The 20,830-nt window shown below is 65.0% G+C and carries 15 protein-coding genes and 1 pseudogene; 10 read left to right on the top strand and 6 right to left on the bottom strand.

The features are described 5' to 3' along the window. Positions 1-52 precede the first annotated feature (52 nt). Positions 53-1,243 (bottom strand): kelch repeat-containing protein, encoded by a 1,191-nt coding sequence (locus D7X30_RS03955; protein WP_120561444.1) that lies wholly within the window; start codon positions 1,241-1,243, stop codon positions 53-55. A gap of 632 nt (positions 1,244-1,875) precedes the next feature. Between D7X30_RS03955 and D7X30_RS03960 the strand changes: the two genes are divergently transcribed. Next, positions 1,876-3,048 carry a hypothetical protein gene (locus tag D7X30_RS03960; protein WP_233591363.1) on the top strand — a complete coding sequence of 391 codons (1,173 nt, stop codon included), beginning with the start codon at positions 1,876-1,878 and terminating at the stop codon, positions 3,046-3,048. 191 nt (positions 3,049-3,239) lie between these two features. Here the strand turns inward: D7X30_RS03960 and D7X30_RS03965 are convergent, their stop codons facing one another. Continuing rightward, a complete protein-coding gene (locus D7X30_RS03965) occupies positions 3,240-4,811 on the bottom strand; it encodes a serine hydrolase (RefSeq protein ID WP_120561445.1) in 1,572 nt (523 codons plus the stop codon). A 168-nt stretch (positions 4,812-4,979) separates the two neighbouring features. On the opposite strand from D7X30_RS03965, the pseudogene D7X30_RS43780 reads away from it, so the two are divergent. Both D7X30_RS43780 and D7X30_RS42605 read left to right on the top strand, forming a co-directional pair. Further along, a pseudogene (locus tag D7X30_RS43780) lies at positions 4,980-5,393 on the top strand (DNA alkylation repair protein); the annotation flags it as partial. A 270-nt stretch (positions 5,394-5,663) separates the two neighbouring features. After that, on the top strand, positions 5,664-6,068 hold the full coding sequence (locus D7X30_RS42605) for a spore germination protein GerW family protein (protein WP_121711075.1): 405 nt from the start codon (positions 5,664-5,666) through the stop codon (positions 6,066-6,068). A 9-nt stretch (positions 6,069-6,077) separates the two neighbouring features. Here the strand turns inward: D7X30_RS42605 and D7X30_RS03975 are convergent, their stop codons facing one another. Beyond that, on the bottom strand, positions 6,078-6,431 hold the full coding sequence (locus tag D7X30_RS03975) for an EthD domain-containing protein (protein ID WP_158619197.1): 354 nt from the start codon (positions 6,429-6,431) through the stop codon (positions 6,078-6,080). Positions 6,432-6,820: 389 nt separating this feature from the next. On the opposite strand from D7X30_RS03975, the gene D7X30_RS03980 reads away from it, so the two are divergent. From D7X30_RS03980 to D7X30_RS04010, 7 genes are all read left to right on the top strand, one after another. Further along, complete coding sequence (locus tag D7X30_RS03980; RefSeq protein WP_199724158.1) at positions 6,821-8,257, top strand: DUF2079 domain-containing protein; 1,437 nt, start codon at positions 6,821-6,823, stop codon at positions 8,255-8,257. Between the two features lie 224 nt (positions 8,258-8,481). Next, a complete protein-coding gene (locus tag D7X30_RS03985; RefSeq protein WP_147443088.1) occupies positions 8,482-9,462 on the top strand; it encodes a hypothetical protein in 981 nt (326 codons plus the stop codon). Positions 9,463-9,697: 235 nt separating this feature from the next. Further along, positions 9,698-11,353 carry a hypothetical protein gene (locus D7X30_RS03990; RefSeq protein WP_147443089.1) on the top strand — a complete coding sequence of 552 codons (1,656 nt, stop codon included), beginning with the start codon at positions 9,698-9,700 and terminating at the stop codon, positions 11,351-11,353. Between the two features lie 15 nt (positions 11,354-11,368). Beyond that, the gene (locus D7X30_RS03995; RefSeq protein ID WP_147443090.1) at positions 11,369-11,995 is read left to right on the top strand and encodes a hypothetical protein; all 627 of its coding nucleotides are present in this window, start codon (positions 11,369-11,371) and stop codon (positions 11,993-11,995) included. Positions 11,996-12,640: 645 nt separating this feature from the next. Then, positions 12,641-13,696 carry an ABC-three component system protein gene (locus D7X30_RS04000; RefSeq protein WP_120561451.1) on the top strand — a complete coding sequence of 352 codons (1,056 nt, stop codon included), beginning with the start codon at positions 12,641-12,643 and terminating at the stop codon, positions 13,694-13,696. Next, complete coding sequence (locus D7X30_RS04005) at positions 13,671-14,165, top strand: ABC-three component system middle component 2 (protein WP_120561452.1); 495 nt, start codon at positions 13,671-13,673, stop codon at positions 14,163-14,165. The genes D7X30_RS04000 and D7X30_RS04005 overlap by 26 nt, the downstream gene beginning before the upstream one ends. Continuing rightward, entirely contained in the window at positions 14,165-15,967 is a 1,803-nt protein-coding gene (locus tag D7X30_RS04010; RefSeq protein ID WP_120561453.1) for an AAA family ATPase, read from the top strand. Before D7X30_RS04005 ends, D7X30_RS04010 begins: the two co-directional genes overlap by 1 nt. A 466-nt stretch (positions 15,968-16,433) precedes the next feature. On the opposite strand, the gene D7X30_RS04015 is transcribed toward D7X30_RS04010, so the two are convergent. The 3 genes from D7X30_RS04015 to D7X30_RS04025 all read right to left on the bottom strand — a co-directional run bounded on the left by D7X30_RS04015 (position 16,434) and on the right by D7X30_RS04025 (position 20,618). Next, positions 16,434-17,675, bottom strand: coding sequence for a serine/threonine-protein kinase (locus tag D7X30_RS04015; protein ID WP_120561454.1), 1,242 nt, complete (start codon positions 17,673-17,675; stop codon positions 16,434-16,436). A gap of 175 nt (positions 17,676-17,850) precedes the next feature. After that, positions 17,851-19,695 (bottom strand): serine/threonine-protein kinase, encoded by a 1,845-nt coding sequence (locus tag D7X30_RS04020; RefSeq protein ID WP_120561455.1) that lies wholly within the window; start codon positions 19,693-19,695, stop codon positions 17,851-17,853. Between the two features lie 11 nt (positions 19,696-19,706). Beyond that, a complete protein-coding gene (locus D7X30_RS04025; protein WP_158619198.1) occupies positions 19,707-20,618 on the bottom strand; it encodes a DUF2381 family protein in 912 nt (303 codons plus the stop codon). Positions 20,619-20,830 lie beyond the last annotated feature (212 nt).

Here is a 20,830-nt window from a genome sequence, read left to right on the forward strand (position 1 = left end):
ACACCCGCGCCTCGGGGCTCCCGCATGCGAGCGGGGCCCCGGGGCACTCAGGTCACGGGGTGTAGAGCTCCGTGGATGCGAGCCCCAGGCCCGAGCTGTTGGTTCCGCCCACCGCCAGCACCTTGCCCGACGGCAGGGGGCTGAGCGTGAAGTGGTTGCGCACCGCCAGCATGCTGGTCGTGGCGCTCCAGGTGCCGGTGGCCGGGTCGTACAGGCTCGCGCTGGACAGGAATTGCGTCGTGGTGGTGCTGCCAATCTTGTTCAGGCCCCCCGCCACCAGGACGGCGCCCGAAGGCAGTGCGGCGGCGGCGTGGCCGTGGCGCGGGCTGCTCATCGTGCCCGCGGACGACATGGTGCCCGCGCTGAACGACTCGGCCGCGGAGACCGAGTAGTGACCGGGGAGCCTGCCGTTGCCGGCCACCCCTCCCACGATCAGCGCATCGCCGGAGGGCAGCAGGAGCGACAGGTGCTCGCTGCGGCCCGTGGCGAGGCTTCCTGTCGTGGACCAGGTGCCGGTGGCGGGGTCGTACAGCTCCGCGCTGTCGATCCGGTACAGGGAGGTGAAGATCATGTAGAGGCCGCCGCTGACGAGCACCTGCCCGTTGCCGAGCCGCAAGGCGGAGTGGTCCATGCGGCCCTCGGCGAGGCTGCCCGTGGCGGACCAGGTGCCGGTGGCCGGGTCGTACAGCTCGCAGCTGGTCAGGTAGACGCCCCCAGTGCCACGGCCGCCCGTGACGAGGACCTGTCCCGAGGACAGCAGGGTCGCGGAGAAGTTGGTGCGGAGCGTGGAGAGGCTGCCGGTGGCGGTCCACGTCCCCGTGGCCGGGTCGTACAGCTCCGCGGTGGTGGTGCTGCCGAAGGTGCCGCCGATGACGAGCACCTTGCCCGACGACAGCAGGACGGCGACGTGGGCCGAGCGGGCCTGCGTCATGCTCCCCGTGGCGGCCCAGGTGTTGGTTGCCGGGTTATAGAGCGCCGCGCTGGAAAGGTAGGTGGTCGTGCCAGGGTCGCCGCCCGCCACCAGCACCTTGCCCGACGGCAGGACGGTGGCGCTGTGGTCGAATCGGGCCGTGGACATCGGCGCGGCGGAGCTCCAACTGGCGAGGGCCTGGCGCTCGGTGGCCACCTCGACCGCGGGGGAGGGCCCCGTCGGCTCCTGGTCGTAGTACGGGCCGGGACCGCAAGCCGTGCTGGCGAGCAGCAACACGATGGATGGGAAGGTGGATGCGAAGGAACGCGTCATGGATTGCCCCCCTTGGAGCGAAGCCCTGCCATGGCAAGAAGGTCCTTGTCATGTTCGGGCGTGATCGCCAGCTCACGCGAAGGTGGAAGCCTTTCCATCCCTCACGGAGCGGCGACGCGCATCCTTGTCACCGACAATGGGAGACTTCAAGTCCGCGCGGCAACACCCGGGTGGCACCCCACACTCATGGGTAATGCATCACCCATACACACCACGGCTCGTCATCCCCGCGTGGGTTGGGCAGATGCAATGTGTGGGGCGTGAATGTGCGCTGACGGTCCTCGCGGTGGCGGCGTGGCCATGAAGGGCAGCCAAACCATTTCATCTACGAAATGAGTCTCTCGGCCCATCGAGCAGCAGGTGCGCGGACAATTCGTCTGTCAGGGTGGCAAGCGGGTGAGTAGGTGGACGCGTGAGCCTGATGGTTCCATCCAGCGGACCTTCCCCTGGCGAAGGAGAAGACGCGTTCGTCTTCGACCTGGGGAAGCCGGGGCAGGGCGAACGGCTCGCGGCCACCCTGGCAACCCGGGACAATGATGAAACGGGCTGGAGCTCATCTGGCGCTTCAGCCCGCTTTCATCTGGGGCTCGTTCTTCGTCCCCTACGGCATTCGTTGAGCGACAATGGCGGACATGGCGGTCCGCCTTGCGTTCCTCGTGTGTCTCCTCGCTGCATTGCCCGCCGCCGCCAACGTGGCCGCATCCAGGCGGACGCCGGCGACCTTCACCCTGTCCCCGGGGACCGCGCGCACGCGCACGGAGGTGCTCAGCGAGAAGCTGGACTTCGATTGCGCGGAGGCGGAGCAGGAGGCGGTCTGTCGCTTCGAGGCGCGTTACCGGCTGCGCAACGGGACCTCCGAGGCGGAGGTCATCGATGCCGCCTTCCTGGGACTCCGGACGCGCGAGGTCCGCGTGCGATTCGACGAGGAGCCTCTCCCGGTGACAGAGGGGCAGGGGGCAGCGATGGGCCCCACACCGGAGGATGCGTTCGGAAGGCCCGCGCATTCCCCGGTGGAGCGCTTTGGCTTCACCCTCACGCTTCCGCCCGGGCGGGAAGGGGAGCTGTGGGTGCGCGGCGTGATGCAGCTCGAGCGGCGCTTCCTGCCCTCGGGGTACGTGTGGCCCGCGGTCCAGTCGCGCCACGCACTGCTGTCCCCCGGACCGGCGCGGGCCACGCACTGGGACATCGACTATCTGCTGGGGCCCATCCGGACCTGGGCGGGCAACCCCACGCTCCACGTCACGGTGCGTGTCCCTTCCGCGTGGGAGGTGGGCAGCAGCCCGGATGCATCCGCGCGCACGCTGCCGGTGGCCACGGGCTGGCGGCTTCGGCATGAGGGCGAGCAGGTGGTGGCGGAGCGGAGCCTCACGGCGGAGAGCGCGCCCGAGTGGCTCAACGTCACGCTGACGAAGCCCCAGCCGTGGTGGATTCCGGGCGGTGTGCAGTTGGGCCTGGGCGCGCGGCTCGGGGGCGGTTCCCGCTTCATGGCGCGGCTCGGCTACCAGCTCGCCGCGCCCGAGTCCTTCCTGCATTCGCTCTCGGTGGAGACGGACTTCCGAGAGCAGCTCGTCCTCACGCCGCTCACGCAGTATGCGACGCCCCAGGTCGTCATCATCCCGAGCCTCGGGCTCGGCCTGGGTGTGCCGGTGCAGGTGCTCCCCGAAGCCAGGCCGGGACTGCGGCTGCTCGCGGACCTGCACTTCGGTCCGCTGGGGGCCGCGCTCAGCTGGGACCACTATCCGGCGCTGTGGGAGGGCACGGACTCCTTCTCGCGGCTCATCCTCCTGTTCCAGGTAGGGCTGTAGGCCGGCCGCATCTCCCTCTCGCGCTGTCCCGGAGGGGCACGTCCGCCGCGCGCAGGTGCCCGGGCGCGTCCGTGGCGCGACCATGGGCGTGGAGCAGGCGGGACCAGTCGGTCGTTTCGAGGGCGGAGCGACCCGTGAGCATGCGCGAGACTGTAGCGCCTCCAGGCGCGGCGCTTGTGATTGCCTTCCGCTCACTTCCCGGTGGGCACGCCAAGTTTCCCGAGGACCTTCACCGCATTGGCATTCCCCGGGTCCAGTGCGAGTGACTTCCTGTAGCTCGCGATGGCCTCGTCCTTCTGTCCCAGTTGGAGCTGTGCCTCGCCGAGGCTGTCGTAGGCATTCGCATCCGTCGGGAAGAGCTTCACGTTCGCTTCGAACACCCGCACCGCTTCCGCGCCCTTGCCGTCTCCCAGCATCTGGTAACCGAGCTGGTTCAGGTGCCCCGACTCCAGGCCCTTCATGCCCTCGCGATGCTTCGCGGTGTACCAGGCGAGCGCGGTGTCGACGCCCTTGAGCCGCATGAGCACATCCACCTGTGCGGACGGCGACACGGGCTCGGGCCTGAACGCGGTCCAGGCATACTCGGACGCGACGCTGGCGATGAGGCGGTCGAAGAGCAGGAAGCCGTTGTCGGAGTTGGCCATGACGACCACGCCGCTGCCCGTGTCACTGAAGGCCATGAACGCGGCCTGGAAGCCTTCGTCCGCGCCTCCGTGCCAGAAGCGGTCGGTGCCGGGTTCCACCTGGAAGCCCAGCCCGAACCGCTCCGACTGCCGCGTCAGCATCTGCTTCGTCATCGCTTGTGACAGCACTCGCTTGGACTTCCCCGCTTTCGCGCTGGACACCTCGAGGGCGACCCGCGCGAGGTCGGACGGCGTGGTCCACAGTCCGGCCGCGGCCATCTCCGGGTACACGTGCCAGCGGCCCGCGACGCTCTTCCCGCTGGGGTACGTCCCGGTCGCCGTCCTGGCGGCGAGGGCCGGAGGCAGGGGCTGCTCGTAGGAACTGCTGCTCATGCCGAGCGGCTTCAGCACCGTTTCCCGCATGACCTGGGGGAACGGCTTCTGGAGCTGATCCACCATCATCAGCTGGACGATGGACGTGCCACCGCCGCTGTAGCGCGTCTTCGTACCGGGGACGAGGTCGACGCGCACCGGGGCGGTGTTCGCGGGCGCCACGCCCTCCAGCACCTGCACCAGCGTGGGCATGGGCGCGTCCACGGCGTACCCGGGGAAGCCATGCACGGTCGTCCCCGCGCTGTGGCTGAGCAGCCGGCGCAGGGTGACCTTCTGCTCCTTCGTGAAGTCGTTCTCGGGGACATTCCACGAGCGCAGCCTGTCGTTGATGTTCTCATCGAGCGACCATTTGCCGGCCTCGGCGAAGTGCAGCGCCGCCAGGGCCGTCACCGGCTTGCTGATGGAGCCCGCCTGGAACAGCGTCTCCAGGGTGACGGGCTCCGAGCCACCCGCCTCCTTCACGCCATAGGTCCTGGCCCAGACGATGGCGTGCTTGTCGAAGACAGCGATGCTCAGCCCGGGGATCCGGTACAGCGCCATCCACTGCGGGAGCGTCAGGCTCTGGGGTTTCTCGCCTTCGATGACGACCGGGGCCAGGCCCGCCTCCACTCGCGCAGCGCGGGCCGCCTGAGCAGGGCTGGCCAACCATTGCGTGGCGGGCTTCTTCGTCCCCTCCGCCGCGAGGGCCGCACCACCCGGGCTGAACAGGATGGCCGCGAGCACGAGGCGGGACAGGGAACGACGCATGGGTTCACCGAAGGAAGGGGGTGGGACGCGAGGTGTACGCCAGCCTATCCATTCGATTGCCCCCTGGAGCTCGACCCGGCCGGTGGCGAGTCGGTGGCCAGGGCCCTGTGGCTAAAAGCGAAGGGCCCGGAACCTTTCGATTCCGGGCCCTTCTCCGTGGCGAGGAGTATGGGACTTGAACCCGTGGGCAGGGCGATAGCAAACCCCAGGCAGGACGCGCTGTTACCCGCTATCGCCTTGATCTCACGTCGGTTCGTGGTGCCGCCCCATCCCGTCTTGTCCCGTTCTCATCCCCGCTGGAGGGGCACACTGGGGGCACATGCGGCCCCACAGGGTCAACCCGCTCACGGACGCGAGCGGCCCGAGTTCCCCAGTCTCGCAGGGCTCACGAGAAGCCAGTGGGAGGCTGACGGCAGCGTGTGCCCTGGCGAGGTGATCCCCGGCAATGCACGCCAATTGCTATCGGATCCAGAGCCGTGCGTGCAGAAGAGCGTGGGGTGGCTGCTGAAGGTAGCGGCGGACCACCACCGGGAGGCGGTGGTGAGGTTCATCCAGGAGAACATCTCCGGGATGCAGCGGGATACCCTGCGCTATATGCCATTGAGCGGCTGGAGCCGGAGCAACGCAAGGCGCTGCTGGCGCTGGAGTACAAGACGTCCTGAGCTCGCGGTGCCGGGCAGCGGCCTGACGGTGAAGCCCGAGCCCCTCCGGCCCCTGCGCCCGAGCGCCCTGTCCTGGAGCCCCTGCTCCCCGTGTCGCCCCACGGCCCGCCGGCCTGCCCATCCGGTCCTCATGCCGCACCGTGTCCACCTCTCGCTGAGAGGACACCGACATCCCATCTTGGGGGACGCCATGGACGTCAATGAGGTCATCGACCGGGCCCGCGACAGCATCTCCGTGAAGCGCGTCTACGGAGAGGCCATCCAGCAGGACGGAATCACCGTGATTCCCGCGGCCCTGGTGGCCGGCGGAGGCGGCGGAGGCGGCGGCGAGGGGCCGGCGGCGATCCAGCAGGCCGGAGTGGAGGGAGAGGCCGTGAAGGGCAGCGGCTCTGGCAGTGGCTTCGGTCTGAAGGCCCGCCCCGCGGGCGCCTTCGTCATCCGCGAGGGCAACGTCACCTGGGTTCCCGCCGTGGACGTCAATCGCATCATCCGGGGCGCGCAGTGGCTCGCGGGCACGGCGCTCCTCCTCTTCGGCCTCCGCCGCCTGCGGAGCGCACGCCGTTCCGCCCGCCTCCTGCGGCACGCCTGGCGCTGAGGCCACCGGTCACCCGGAGGTCGTCACGTGCTCCTCGACGACGTAGGCCCGGGTCCGTGAGCGTTCGAGGAAATTCTCTTCGTCCTTGGCGATCGCGTCACCATTGGAAGGAGCGAAGAGCAGAGCCCCCCATGCATGGAAGGACTCCCGGTCGGGGAACACCAGCTCGGTGATGACGTCGAAGTCGATGGAGCTGTCTTCCATGTTCAGCGCATCGCCCCGCACCAGGAAGTTGCGTTTGTAGACGATGGGCGGGGGCGCCAGGCTGCAGACCAGCGGCACGTGGTTCTTCTCGTAGTAGTCGATGAAGGCCTGCGTCTCGAGTCCCTGCTTCTTCGTGAGAAAGGCGAACACCTTCACCATGTCGTGACTCCATCGGGAGGGATTGACGTCATCCTCCGTCCGAACGTACTGCGTCTGCTCACGGACCGGCACGAAAAGGGTCATCCGCACCGGCCGATGGTCGCTGCCTGTTTGAGGCAGGGCGCGCAGGTCGTTGGTTCGGGGCACTGCCCTGCCGGTCCTCCGGCGACGTGTCCTGACTCACCGCTCAAGCCGCCTTCCCATGAGGAGGCGGAGCCGTCAGCTACGCCAGATTGCGGACTCCTTCTCTGGTTTCCTCGAAGGCACGCTCAACTCCAACGAACGTGGGTTCTGGCTTCGGGGCGAGGAGTCGCTGAAGCGGGCACCATGGCCTCCGGTGGAGTCTCCGGGGGGAATGCGCTAGATGGGCCGCGCCACCCGCGCGCGCGATGACCTCCACCCCGACTCCCGACTCCTCTCGCCGTGCGCTCCCGGGCCTGCTGGTGCTGTCCGCGCTGGCGCTCCTCTGGGCGGTGGTCGCGGTGGCGCCGGTGTGGCTCCAGGCCGCGCGCTCCTGCTTCGCGACCTATGATCTGGGCATCTACGCCCAGGCCCTGGCGCGGCTGTCGTTGAGCGATCCGAACCCCTGGCTCAGCGCGCGGCAGGTCTTCATCTTCGCGGACCACTTCGACCCCGTGCTGTGGCTGGCCCGTCCGCTGGGCGCGCTGCTGCCGGCGATGTGGACGGCGCTGGTGGCGGAGGCCGTCTTCGTCCTGCTGTCGGTCGCGCCGCTCGCGTGGCTCCACGTGCGCGGCCTGTTGGACCGGGCCTCCACGGTGTTCCTGGGCGCGGTGCTGCTCTTCAACACCGGCACCCTGGCGGCGCTCATCTATCCCGCCCACCCCACCACGTGGGCCATGCTGCCGTGGACGTGGTTCGCGGTGGCGTACTGCCTTCGGCGCACGGGGTGGATGATCGCCGCGCTGGTGTTGCTGTTCGCCTGCAAGGAGGAATTCGCCTTCGTGGGACTGATGCTCGCGGGCGGGCTCTGGCTCCGGGGCGAGCGTCGCGCCGCGCTGTGGGTGTTCACGCTGTCCGCAGCGTGGCTTGCGTTCGTGTTCTTCGGGCGCTCCGCGTTGTGGGGCGAGACCGTGGACTACCGCGCGCGGCTGTCGCCGACCGCGGGCCAGGGGCTGGGCGCGTATCTGGCCGAGCGTTTCGCGCTCGACCCCATGCGGCGCGTCGGCACCCTGCTCACCGTCTTCATCCCCGTGGGCCTCTGGGCCTGGCGGCGGAAGTGGAAGCCCGATTGGGTATGGCTGTCGCTGCTGCTGCCGATGATTGGCATCCGCTTCTTGGGCATGGCATGGCGCGCCCAGTACGGCGCCCCGCTCATGGCCGCCGCGCTCATGACCCTGCTACCGCTGCTGCTCCGGCGTGGCCCTCCGCCCTGGGTGTTGCTCACCACCGGCGTGCTGCTCTTCACCACCAACCAGAACCTCCTGCGCTCGTCATGGCGCAGCGTCTCCCGGTCGGAGTCCCTTCCCGCGCACTGCCCCGCCACACCCGAACGCCTCTCGGCCCTCCAGCACGCGAAGGACGTCCTCGCCGCGAGCCCGGGGGGCAAGGTACTGCTCGGCGGTAACCTGGTGCCGGACGTGGCGTCGCGGGACGACATCTACATGGTGGGCGGGCCCCAGGCGGATGGTGTCCTCGTCTACGACCTGGTGCTGGTGGAGAAGCCGCCTCTGGGCATCCCCGCGCCCGTCACCCCGGAGCGACTCCGCGAGCTCATCGACCTGTGGCGCTCGCAGCCGGAGACCCAGGTGCTCATCGACGATGCGCACGTCTTCCTCGCGCGGGGACGCTTCACCGTCGTGCGTTGACGCGCCCCCCAGCGGAAGCCTGGCGCGCCGCCCGTCGTGCCACCGGGCTGCACGTCCTCCGCCGCGTCCCAGCCACAGCCGCTCCATGCCCGCGGCCACTTCCAGCGACCTGGAAGGGATGCCCTCCGAGCCCTGCTGACCGGATCCTCGCGCAACGGTAGGGCCCCATCCGTCTTATGCGTCGTCCTATGCTCAGGGTTATCTCCACGCGACAGGATCCGAACATGCCCACACTGGCAGAGCTTCCCAAGGCACAGAAGAAAATCAATTGCGTCTGGATTGGGAACGGCCCCATCAACTACCTGTCAGCGTTCAACATCCTCAGCTGGATATCATGCGGCTGGACCGTCACCATCTACAAGCACCCCGCCCCCGTGGCGGGTGCCTCCGTGAGCGCGCTGTTCCCCATGGATGCCCGTCCGGCCTTCTACCATATTGGAGAAGGCGACCTCTCCGTCGTGTCCCTCGCCGACACGCTCGAACCCGAAACTCCGGTGATGCCAAACGCCCGGACCCTGCTGCGCAGGTGGATTGCTCAGATTGGCGTCGGTTACACCAGCTATGCCATCGGTGACCTGACCAAGTCATTCATCGCGGGGACTTGTGTGGGCATCGTACTGGACCTGAAAATCGGACCCAGCAAGTGGATCCACAGCTACCCTGCGGATCGCTTTCTTGACAGCTTCATCAGCTTTTCCCGAGCGGGTGCCGGTGGCGTGGAAAACCAATGCCTGGGCAGCTTTCTCCTTGCCGCTTCAAACAAGTACGGTAGCAACTTCGACCAGGGCGTGAACTTCCGCCTGGGCGGCGCCACTTTCGCCGGAAAAAACGAAGCAGAGGCGGTTTTCGGCTCCATTACGGGGATGCACCAGAACGCGTTCAACAAACTGCGGTTTGGCCCCGGAGCCAGAGGAACGGACGTCAAGACGTTGAACAGCGATGTTTGGTCATTCACTGAGCTTCGTGGCGTGAGCAACTCGGGTCCGTTCCGTGTCTACCAGACCCCTGGTTATTTCAATTGGAAGCAGGGGGAGTATCCGGAACAGAAGAAAGCCAACGAGTTGCTTGTCGCCAACACGCTGCGGGATGACCACGGCTTTGGGGGGTACGGGGCTGCGCCTGCTCCATTGGAGACCAACGGCTTCTACTATAGGGTCATCCAACCCATGGCCCGTAAAGCCATCAATTCCCTCGACCCGGGATGATCACACTGCCTGGAGGCCCCCTGTGTCAGGGAAGTTGTCGCCTCGGCTGAGCGGCCTGGATGACCACGCCTTGGGGGCGAGAGCAGGCAGGACGCAGTGCCGTACACGGATGGATTCAAGTCCCAGATGGTGAAGCGGATGGTGGGCCCGGGCGCGGAGGGGATTCCAGCCTGGAATCAGGGCGTGGGCGGGGCTGTCGCGTGGCCGGTCGTCACCGGCCGGGGTCTTCTGGGGGATGAATGCAAACCGCTGGCTGTTGCTGGGGGCCCTGGGTGTGGCCCTCGGTGTCGTGGCTTGTAGCAGTGGAGACATTGGCAAGCCGCCGGACTCCCCGCCGGTCACGGTGGATGCTGGAACGGACGCGGGGCAGCCCCTGCCCGACGCGGGGCCTGGCTCCCAGTGCCTCGGCGAGGGCACGGCGTGCAGCCGGGACTCGGGCGTCCAGTGCTGTACGGGCCTCTGCTCGGACACGGGCGTCTGTCCGGCCCCCAGTGCCCAGTGCAGCGCCGCGGGCGAGGCCTGCACCAGCGGCATCGAGTGCTGCACGAACAGCTGCCTGGACGGCAGGTGCTCCACGCTGCAGTGCCTGGACGTGGGCAGCACGTGCGCCAGCGCGGAGGCGTGCTGCACGAAGCTCCGCGGCGCGGACGGCAAGTGCGCGGCGCTGCCTTCCAACAGCACCAGCAGCTGCAAGGTGCCGGGCCAGGCCTGCACCGGCGCGGGGGACTGCTGCTCCAGCAACTGCCAGGGAGGGCTCTGCAAGCCGGCGTACTCGTGCCAGGCCAATAACGATCTGTGCATGAAGGGCGCGGACTGCTGCGGCGGTGTGTGCTCGCAGGAGAACACGGGCACCCCGGGCCGCTGCGTGGCGGTCAGCGGTGGCGGCGCGGGCGGCTGCCTCCAGGACGGCAACCCGTGCTCGGGCTCCAGCACCTGCTGTTCGCGCGCGTGCGTGGACCTGGGCTACGGGACCACCGTGTGCCAGCCGGTGGGCGGCTGCCGCCCCACGGGCAATTATTGCACCGACGACGGCGTGTGCTGTGGCGGTGAGAAGCTATCCAACGCGGTGGACTGCCGCGAGAGCCGCTGTGACAAGCCGAATGGCTGCAACCCGGTGGGCAACATCTGCGGCAGCGGCCAGCTGCCGGATGGCGGCATCATCGACGTGAACGCCCGCGAGGCCTGCTGCGACGGACAGAAGGCCGTGTGCAAGGTGGACTCCGTCGGCGTGCCGCGCTGCTTCGGCGGCTGCCCCAACAACAACTGTCCGGCGGGCTGCCCCACGGGCTACACCGGCGAGGAGCCGTGCTGCATCGCGCAGGACCAGCAGTGCCAGTTCTCCGACCAGTGCTGCGGCGGCGCGCGCTGCCTGCCCGGGGCGGATGGCGGCCTGACCTGCCAGAAGGTGACGTGCGATCCCGTGGGCACGCTCTGTGATCCGCAGGACTCCAAGTGCTGTGCTGGCACCACCTGCTCCATCGTCTCCGAAATCGCCTACGCCTGCCGTGCCGGGGCCACGCCGGGCGGTGGCGGCACGGACGGTGGCTCGGGTGGGACGGACGCGGGCTTGTGCGCCGCGAACGGGAAGGCCTGTGCCTCGGGTGCCGCCTGCTGCTCCGGCATCTGCACCCATGGTACCTGCTCGGCCCCCAGTGTCTGTCAGCCCCAGGGGCAGGCCTGCACCTCGCCCGCGGACTGCTGCGCCGGGCTCGGCTGCAACATCCCGGGTGGGAGCATCGTCGGCACCTGCGAGACGGGTTCGACCTGCTCCGCTGGCGGTCAGGCGTGCTCGCCCACCAGCCCGTGCTGCGTGAAGCTCAACTGCGAGACGATCGCCGGGGAAGCCTGCACTGGCACGGAGCCTTGCCGGTGCAACAGCCCCATCGGATGACAGGAGACACCCACCATGCTCATACCCCTTCCGCGTGCCGTGACCGCTGTCGCGTGTTCCCTCTTTTTGTCCCTGGGCCTCACGGCTTGCGGTGATGACAACATCAGCTCCGACGAGCAGGCCCGCCGCGCGTACCTCGGACTCGACCCGTCCGTGAGCAAGGCCCTGCAGCTGGGCTTCGTCGGCTTCAACGCCGCGTCCAGCGCGAACATCCCGCCCCAGTCCACGAAGGGCGCTGTCTCAGGGACGCTGCTCGTCACCGGTCAGGTGGACCAGGGCAGTTCGGCCAACAAGGGCATGCGCCTGCGCATTGGCATGACCGGGTACTCCGACGGGGAGATCCTCCTGGGCGGGGACGAGGACCCGGTGAACATCACCTACGCTTCGAGCACGGACACGGCGGCGCAGCCGGAGCTCACCCTCCAGTTGCGCGACATCCCGGGAGGCACGTTCACCGGGACGCTCAAGGGGCCCTTCCAGATGACCGGGGACCTGGAGGGCAGCGTCACCCTGGACCTCGCCCTCACCGGTGAAATCGAGGACGACGGCACCGGCCAGGTCCGCCGCACGCCGGGCAGCACCCATGTGACGGGCACCGCCACGTCCGGCGATGGCGTCTACACCGTGGACGTCACGCGGTAGCCGAGGGGCCCACCGCTACGCCGCGCGGGAAAGCCCCCGCCAGGCGTCGCGGGGCCGAGGGCGGCATGCGTGGCATGGCCATCATGCGCAGCGGGCCCAGCGGAAGCCGGGGCGCCCGAAAAAAGAAAGGCCCGGAACCTTTCGATTCCGGGCCTCTCTAGTGGCGAGGAGTACGGGACTTGAACCCGTGGGCCGAGGCGATGGGAAACCCAGGCAGGACGCGCTGTTACCCCCTGTTGCCTTGATTCCCCCCGGGTTCATCCTCCCGCTCCGTCCCGTGCTGTTCCCTGGTGTGGCCCCTCAATCCACGCCGGAGGGGCACACTGAGGGCACATGTGGCTTACCCCCTACGGGGTTTCAGCTAGCGAACGTGGGCTGCCACTCACATACCTTTTCTGTGGGCCCAGTCTGAACAAGACACAGCAGGCGCAGGGTCCTGGCGGACACCGCCAGTAGCTCCCGGTAGGATGAGAGCCATAGTGGAGCCGCCCACGACCATCGCAGAGATCGTTGGCCCGCTGGCCCCTTCCTCCTTTTCTACGCAACTCCACCACCTTCAACAGGGCTCCTGTCCGGCCTATGCTCTCGTTGAGTTTCACGTACGCGCAATGGGAGTGAAACTAAGCCTTCGGAGACTACTCAGGAATGCACCATCCAGCTGCCTATCATCCAGGTCCCCCTCCGCCTACCCCGGAAGAGCGACTCCTCGCACTCAATGAAGATGAGTGGGAGGAGTTCATCAAGGCATGTGCTGAGCAACTCAGGACTGAGGGCAAGTACGTATTGGTTAAGCATCTCGGTGGTGCTGGGGACAAAGGGCGAGACATTGGAGGGTACAGCCAAAACCAAGCGATTGAGGACACTTGGGACTTGTATCAAGCCAAGTGCTATGCCACACCGCTCGCCCCTAGCCATTTTGAGCCAGAACTAGCAAAATTCGTGACCAATGTTTGGAATAAATCCTACGCCCGACCTCGCAACTACTTCCTGTGCGCAAGCCGGGGCGCAGGAACCTCACTTTTTGACCTACTTGCGAATCCTGGAGAATTAGGGCCCTGGATACTCAAGCAATGGAAAGACAAAAACGGAGATTTTAGGAGCTTTAAGCAGGCACTGACTCCTGAGCTAGAAGCATTCATGGGCACATTCCCGTTTCAAATCGTCAAAGAGATAACCCCAAGTGCTCTTCTGGAGATTCATTCACATAACCACGTACAACACTGGGAGAAGTTTGGGGCGCTTCCTGTTCGAGGTCCAGACCCCGATATACCTTCAAGCCCGACCACTGCGGAGCAGACCTATGTTGGAGCACTTCTTAAGGTCTATGGAGAGGAGGCTGGCACTACGGTTTCCGATGTGGCAGCAATTCCGAGCAAGCATCGAAAGCACTTTAGTGCGCAGCGGAGAGTGTTTTACTCCGCCGAGGGGCTAAGTCGATTCAGTCGAGACAAGTTGCCCGGCGCCTTCGGCGCCCTGCTCAACGAAGTTGAAGCAGGCATTGGGCCGGTGCTGTACGCACCATACCCCACTGGAATGAATCGGCTTACCGAGACGATGAAGTTCACATCATCCCTAAAGATTGAACTAAATGCTCTAAAAAGCAGATTACAAGCCGCCGATCTCCTAGGCACCTGTCATCACTTGGCCAATCAAGGCCGAATCACTTGGATTGACGATGAGTCAGATACCCCTGCTGTTTAATTCTCCATTTGAACTTGGCTTACGCATGGTCTTCTTGCTTCTAGCTGCCTACCCACGCAAGTTGGATTTGCAGCGACTTGTCTATCTTGACTATGCTGCGATTTATTCGGAAGACATTGGGGGGGCGCCAAGCCTGCATACCCCAGTTCCACTTCGTGGAGCAGAATATCTATCCAGGCGCGAACTCATAGAGCTGGGCCTTTACTTGATGTCAACCCGTGGATTTGTAGATGTCAGTGCAACCGAAGACGGCATCTACTACAGCGCAGGCGAAAACGCATCATCACTTGTCGGCCTGCTTGGTGGTAGTTACTCAACGCGATTGCAGGAGCGATGCCGCTGGGTTGCCGAAAAATTTGTGGACTTTGACGGTGACGCCTTGAGTTCGGCATTTGACCAACGTGGACTGTACTGGGGGGCTCAGCTTGTGCCCTTTGGGGACGAGCAACGCGGAACAGGGTTGGACTAATGGGCATTCGACTGTTGAAGCTGCTCGTGGTTGGAACCGATAAGCCTCCGGCGATTCTGCCCTTTGATGGTGCGTCGCATCTGGTATTTGGCCCCACCGATACAGGGAAATCCTATGTGCTGGATTGCCTGAAATATGCCCTGGGAGGAAGCGGCAGGCCTAAGGATATCGGATACTCCAACGGATATACTTTTGTAGTCCTGCAGTTTAAATCAGGCGCAGGTGTTGACTACACAGTTTTTAGGAACACGGTTTCTGATAAGTCCAATGTGTATGAGGGGGTGCACGAAAACCCCCCGTCGCCGGACATTGTCCCGCTCAAGCCCGACATTTCAGAGTTACTTGCCAGTCTTGGTGATGCGCGCGGCAAAAAGATCATCACCGGAAAGGGTGTAGTCGGGAACCTCACCGCTGGAGACCTGCGGCATTTCAGCCTGTTTGATGAAATGGAAACCCTGGGAAATGTTCCCTTGGTTGGAAAGGATAGGAAGCTTCAAACTCGATACCGTTCTGCACTCAGTCTTATGCTGTCTGGTGTCGACGACTCCGCGGCGATTTTGCCTACCTCAACCAGGGAGAACACTATAGCGAGAGGTCAGCTTCAAGCTCTTGACGAGGAAATCAAATCTCTACAAAGTGGTCTTCCGAAGGATGCGGACAAGTCAAGCTTGCAGGAGCAACTGAGTCGCATCGACTCGCAGTTTTCGGAGATGAATAGCTATCTCCAGACAAGCTCAGGCCAGCTTCAATCGCTCAAGGAAGTTCGCCAAGAAATTCAATCTAAAATTCGTGAACTATCCAGTCGTCACGCAGCGGCGGCAGAGGCCAAAGAACGCTTCGTGCTGCTGGACCATAAGTATCATAGCGATCTTGAGAGGCTTCATGCCATAAAGACCGCAGCCTCCATCTTTTCTAGTTATGAATCGCAGCCATGCCCTTTATGTCATGCCGATATCTCGCATCAAGTTCGCCATGCAGAGCTTGCTGCTACAGAGACTCAGGTGATTTCAACGGCATCTATTGCCGAAATGGCGAAGATTGACGCGCTCAGAGCGGGTCTTAGGCAGGCAATAAAAGATCTCGACGAGGAACTGGCGCAGGCGTCAGCCGAACTCGCTACTCTCAACTCACAGGAGAGAGAAAACCTCGCCCAGCAATCAGTTCTCTTGGCTCCTACTTCGAGCGCAATGAAGACTGGTATTTCAGCCCTGTCGGAGCGACGAACAGAGCTTAGCCTGGCCATTCGGGACATTGAGCGCATCGAACAGCTAGAGAAGCGCAGGAACGAACTCGCCTTGCGAGCAAAACGACAGCCCCAGAAGATCGAGCGCAACGTGGCGAGTGATGCACAAGCGCTATGCACCCGGATCTACAATCTGCTTCATTTGTGGGCTGTGCCAGATGTGGAAAGTGTGCATCTTGAACTCGACGATGCCGACATTATGGTGGGTCATCGCCAGCGCGTGTCTTACGGGAAAGGGAAACGGGGGATTTTTTTGGCGGCATATGCCGTTGCGCTCATGGAGAACGCTCTCGCGCGAAAGCACCCCCACTTGGGTTGTGTAGCCATAGACTCTCCGTTGGTAACCTACAGGGATCCCAAATATGGTGATTCCGAAGATGCGATGGATGACAATGTAAAAGATAGGTTTTTTGATTGGCTCGCGAATCGTCAGGAGGGTGGGCAGGTCATCATCCTTGAAAACGAAGAGCCAAACGCCGCGCTGCTGCCTCGTATTCCTCACACCGAGTTTGTCGGCAAGTCTGGGGCAGGGGGGCGCAATGGCTTTATTCCTGTTTGATGGGGCGCGGGCTGTGTGTTTTTGATATGTCAATGTGGGCTCTTTTGTTGGAGTTGCTCTCCGTCATGATGGAGGAGGCAATCAGCTTGAATTCATGCGGTCTATTCTCCTGTTGCGCTGCGGCAGCGTGGCGAGGATGTCGCGTAGTGGCGCGGGTAAGCCCACTGCCGTGCGCTCAATGTCTTCGGAGCGGTGGGTCATGGCGCATCTGTAATCGCCGCTCGCATTCATTTGAGTCTCTCTCGGGTTTTTGGTGGTTTGATGTTTGTTTGTGAGGGGATTGAGTTCGGTGGGAGAGGGAATCAAGTTGGCAATGCCGGCCTGCTAAAGGCTTGCTGCCAGCAGATGTGCCCTTGTTGGCTGTTGTCCTCGGTCCCAACACTTCGGTCCTGCTCTCCCCAGGAAATCACTTGGTGTTTCTGGGAGGTTCTTGAGTTGGTGACTGCTCCAATGAATGGTGTGAATCTCAGCGGGGTACGGTTGTCACCTCATCCGGGTGGCGCGAAGAAGCAGTAGTCGTAGAGAGTATGGGTGTCGTCGAAATCTCGTCCGGGTGGGGCGTAGCGAGCATGGGCAAGGCGATGCCGCCCTCATCATCTGGCACTTCGATGTCCCAGAGCTGGTTCTCAGCTTCCGCGAGGGCTTGCTGAACCTCCCTCACCGCGTCTTCTCCCGAGTAGGGGGGCAACTGCGCCAGACGCGCGCGAAGGAGGCCTGCCAATTCCGATGCCGTGGCGAAGCGCTCCGAAGGTTCGGGCCGAAGCAGCGTGTGGAGGATGTCGCGCAGGGGCATGGACAATCCCTCCGCTGCGCGCTCCACGTCTTCGGAGCGGTAGGACATGGCACACCGGATGATGTCTTCCGCGAAGGGTGGTAGGTTGAGCCCCAGAGAAGCCACGGACGCTGCGAGCACCCTTTCTCGTTCCTCCCGCGACAGCCGCGCCTCCACCCCTTCAATGAGTAGGTGGCCCGGATCGTAGAGGTGCCGGCCCGTGGCGAACTCCAGCAGCGTCAACCCGAGGGAAAAGAGGTCGCTTCGCGCATCCACCGCGTCGCCCATCAGTGCCTCGGGCGCGGCATAGAGGACTTCGCCCTGGGGCCGGGGGAAGGACGTCGCCACGCGCCCCGTCAACCGGGAGAGGGCCACGCCGAAGTCCGTCATCCGCACTTCACCACGCGGCCCCAGACGAATGCGGCCCGGGTTGACGTCGCGGTTGACGATCCCCAGCGGCAAGCCTGCTTCATCCGTCCGCGTATGCGCATAGTCCAGCGCCACCGCCACCTCTGTGCCCACGTAGAGGACGAAGGACTCGGAGAAGTAATGCCCGCGTGCCTGGGCTATCGACAGCAGCGTGTTGAGGGACAGTCCCTCCAGGTTCTCCATCACCACGCACAGCCCATGCGTCATCTCGACAAGGCCATGGACGCGCGCGATGCGCGGGTGCTGGAGGTAGCGCGCGAGCCGCACCTCCTCCTCCAGCCGTGTCCGCGTGTGCTGGAAGCCTTCGGGCAGCTCTTCGCCTTGCGGCAGGGGGATGCACTTGAGCACCACGCAGTCGCCCAGCCCTTGGGGCGTCCGGACATAGGCGAGCAGGACGCGCTCTCCCAGCCGTCCCACCCCCAGGTCCCGGAAGAATTCGTAGGAGGTGTCCCCCTGCGTGAAGAGCACGACGCCGCTGGAGAGCGGCAGATCAGACGGATGGGCCATGCGGATACCCCTTGCGCCCGCGCGAGAGGAGTTCGCGCGAAGGAACTTGCAAGGTAGTGCCTGCATTGCTCCTGGGGAACGACGCGGCGGGTTCAACTTCCCCCCCAAATCCCTCCCACTCAGGGTGAAAACGGCAGGGGCTGAACTGTAAACGGGTGTTACGTTGGGCAGTTATTCAACGCCAACGTTCGACGGCAAGGCCAGACAAGTTACGGCGGACCACAACCTCTCCCGGACCCGCCAGCTTAAGCTCCTCGGGATCACTTTGGGTGATCCACCCGAGTTCATCCTCATTACCCAACTCGATGCAGACCGGAACCCTCTGGCCATTCGGAAGACGGGCCTCGGTGTAGCGCCCCAGGAGCCGGTCTTTATTCCCTGTCCACAGGTAACCAGAGAGTAGCGTGCCCTTAGGCAATGCCCGGTTCTCGTCGGTATACACTTCACCTGTCACGGGTCCCTCGCGAAAGACTCCAAGCCCCGCGCCCTTCTGCCGCGCATCCACATAGAAGGCGACTGGGGCGTTCTTCCGCATGCGTCGCCCGTTCTCGTCGTCCCGGGCGAACATCCATTTGCGTGCAGCCTCGGGGCAGTCCGCGGCCTCGGGCCGCACCTGGGCTCCCGGGCAGCCGATCTGGAGGGCAGCGGCGGCGGTTAGACCCGCGCACGTCTTGAGGAAGCCACCCCATTCCGCCGGGGGCCAGCCCGGGGAGGCGGCCAGAGGCTTTGGCTTCCTGACTGCGGGAGCGGGTGGGGACATGGGCGAGGGAGCGCGCTTCACGGGAGGACTTTCCTTCTGCTCGGGTGCGGACACGGGAGAGGCTACTTCAGGGGGCGTCGTGGCGGGCGCTGGAGGGGGAGGAGGTCTTCTCTGCTCTGGGTCCACCTGCCGCGAGGAGGAGGGCATTAACGGCACTCGCTGAGCAGCCGGAAGAGATTCCGAGGGCGTCGTGAAGCGCCAGAGCATGAGGCCGCCCAGAAGCACGGCGAGCGCTACCACGAATGGCCTTCGCGGAGGCGCGAGTCCATGCCGAGCAACCGGGGCTGGCACCTCTTGTGACGGCGCGGGCGGTGGCGCCTCGGGGGCGAGTTGGACGTGGGGCTTGGGAACGTGGAATGGCTCCCTCCAAGCGACGCCCACCTCGGGCAGCAGAGCCGCCAACTCGCGCCGCATCACCTCTGCCGTGGGGGCCCGCTTCTCCGGGTCCCGGGCAACGAAATGGAGGACAGCCGCTCCCAGCGCCGCTGGCACCCGAGGGTTGAGCGAATGCGGCGCGGGCAATTCCAACCTGCCCCCCAGAAACATGGCCGGAGATTCACTCCAGGGGCGCGCAATCGTCAGCAGGTCATAGAGGCAGATACCCAGTGCGTAGACATCATCCGTGGCCTTGAAAGCGTAGCGCGCCTCGGACTCCTCGCCATGCTCGCGCAGGAACTTCGTGGCCTCGGGGGAGCGGTAGCGCCGGGTGCCGGGCGGCAGGGGGGAGTCCGTCAATTCGGGCGCCTGCGCATAGCTGCCCACCCCGAAGTCCAGCAGGAAGGGCTCGCCGTCGGAGGCACGCACCAGGATGTTGCTCAACTTCAAGTCACGGTGGAATACGCCCCGCGCGTGCACGTGGGCCAGGGCGGAAGCGAGCTTGACGAAGAGGGCCACCACCTCGTGCGCCGTGGGGTGCGTCTTCTCCATCCACTCGCCCAGCGTGTAGCCCTCCACGTAGTCCTCGACGACGTAGAGCCAGCCCCGTGTCGCGTCATTCCATCTGCCGTGGGCGTACGTGCGCACGATGTTGGGATGGCCGCTCACCTGGGCCAGGCAGACCATCTCCCGCATCAGGCGCGCGTCCGACTGCTCCGCGTCTCCACTGCTGGCGCGGTGCATGGCCATCTTCAGCGCGAAACGCTGGCCCTCCTTCTCCACGAGGTAGACGGCGCCGAAGGAGCCCGAACCCAGGGCCTTCACTACTCGCCAGCCATCCACCATCTGCCCGGGCTTTAAGCTGGCGGGAATGAAAAGCAGCATGGCCTGCGCTTCTAGAACACCAGGGAAGGGATGAGAAGGCGCCGGGCGCCTGTGCTGTCGCGCAGCTCTACTCGGCGGGCTGCGTCTTCGGGCCAATCCTCGCCACGGGCCTCCACCACGATCAGCGCCTTCCCGCCGTGAGCGATGTGAGGCTCTCGCATCACCAAGGTCGCGGCACGCGAACGCCCACCACCCAGCGGAAACAGCCGGGCCTCCGTGGGCGTCCAGGGCGCCGCCCCTTCATTCGTGACTTCAAGAGAGAGCGCGACCCACCCTGTGCCTCGGAATGCGGTGACACGCGCTACCATCAGCCCGTCAGTGGGCTTCGGTTGCTGGAATACGGGATCCTTCGCCTGGACACCGGCACGGTCCATCGTCCCGGTCAGAATCATGCCCGAAGGCCCCATAGCCGCGCTTCTCGCCCGTAGCGCTTCCAATTCGGCATCCTTGCCTGCGCACGCGGCACGCACCTCATCCAGTTCGGCCTGTACCGCCTCGGCTGTGCGCGGCAGCCGCGACACTTGGGCCTGCACATCCACCTGGGTGGCGTTCGAGACGAGCGCGAACACGGCGCGTGCCGGGGACATGCCGTCCGCGAAGGGCACGGTCAGCAGTACGCGATCTTCCGGAGCCAACTCCCTCGTAGGCCTGAGCACGATGCTTCGGGAATTGACCTCGAACAGAGCGAACTCCAGGCCCGTGTTTCCAGACGTCACGGCATCGCGATCCACCGGGGAGTCGAACTCCAAGGTGGTGAGGGAGCCAGGAGCGACGTGCAGCTCTACCGGCTTGCCGGCTGCGGCCTGAGAGAGCGTCACCCGCCGCTGCACCAACTCACGCCCCCGTGAGGGCTCCTGAGCCGTGACGTTCGTGCCCAACAGGAGAAGGGACAGCAGCAGCAACGGACGGGAAACCAGGAGCACCGGCAGGCAACCTCCGAGGAGACGGCGCCGACCGTAACAGGTGCCGTGGGCTCGCAGATCTCCGCGCTGCCTTCGTACGCGGTCGTTCCGGCAAGAAATCAGGGGGTGCGCCGCACATAACGAGCCCCCGCATTTTTCCTGAGAATTTTTCGAGCGTGTGGGACCGCCGAGCAAGCCTTGAAGAGGCCGGGCTCCGAAAATCCGAGCCGGGG

The sequence above is a fragment of the Corallococcus sp. AB011P genome (genome assembly GCF_003611605.1).
GTDB classification, from domain to species: domain Bacteria; phylum Myxococcota; class Myxococcia; order Myxococcales; family Myxococcaceae; genus Corallococcus; species Corallococcus coralloides.

Coding starts and splice junctions, on each gene's coding strand:
- D7X30_RS03985 (WP_147443088.1), top strand. CDS start 8,482: ATGCCCACACTGGCAGAGCTTCCCAAGGCACAGAAGAAAATCAATTGC.
- D7X30_RS03955 (WP_120561444.1), bottom strand. CDS start 1,243: ATGACGCGTTCCTTCGCATCCACCTTCCCATCCATCGTGTTGCTGCTC.
- D7X30_RS03960 (WP_233591363.1), top strand. CDS start 1,876: ATGGCGGTCCGCCTTGCGTTCCTCGTGTGTCTCCTCGCTGCATTGCCC.
- D7X30_RS04000 (WP_120561451.1), top strand. CDS start 12,641: ATGCACCATCCAGCTGCCTATCATCCAGGTCCCCCTCCGCCTACCCCG.
- D7X30_RS03975 (WP_158619197.1), bottom strand. CDS start 6,431: ATGGTGAAGGTGTTCGCCTTTCTCACGAAGAAGCAGGGACTCGAGACG.
- D7X30_RS03980 (WP_199724158.1), top strand. CDS start 6,821: ATGACCTCCACCCCGACTCCCGACTCCTCTCGCCGTGCGCTCCCGGGC.
- D7X30_RS04015 (WP_120561454.1), bottom strand. CDS start 17,675: ATGGCCCATCCGTCTGATCTGCCGCTCTCCAGCGGCGTCGTGCTCTTC.
- D7X30_RS42605 (WP_121711075.1), top strand. CDS start 5,664: ATGGACGTCAATGAGGTCATCGACCGGGCCCGCGACAGCATCTCCGTG.
- D7X30_RS03990 (WP_147443089.1), top strand. CDS start 9,698: ATGAATGCAAACCGCTGGCTGTTGCTGGGGGCCCTGGGTGTGGCCCTC.
- D7X30_RS04020 (WP_120561455.1), bottom strand. CDS start 19,695: ATGCTGCTTTTCATTCCCGCCAGCTTAAAGCCCGGGCAGATGGTGGAT.
- D7X30_RS03965 (WP_120561445.1), bottom strand. CDS start 4,811: ATGCGTCGTTCCCTGTCCCGCCTCGTGCTCGCGGCCATCCTGTTCAGC.
- D7X30_RS04010 (WP_120561453.1), top strand. CDS start 14,165: ATGGGCATTCGACTGTTGAAGCTGCTCGTGGTTGGAACCGATAAGCCT.
- D7X30_RS03995 (WP_147443090.1), top strand. CDS start 11,369: ATGCTCATACCCCTTCCGCGTGCCGTGACCGCTGTCGCGTGTTCCCTC.
- D7X30_RS04005 (WP_120561452.1), top strand. CDS start 13,671: ATGAGTCAGATACCCCTGCTGTTTAATTCTCCATTTGAACTTGGCTTA.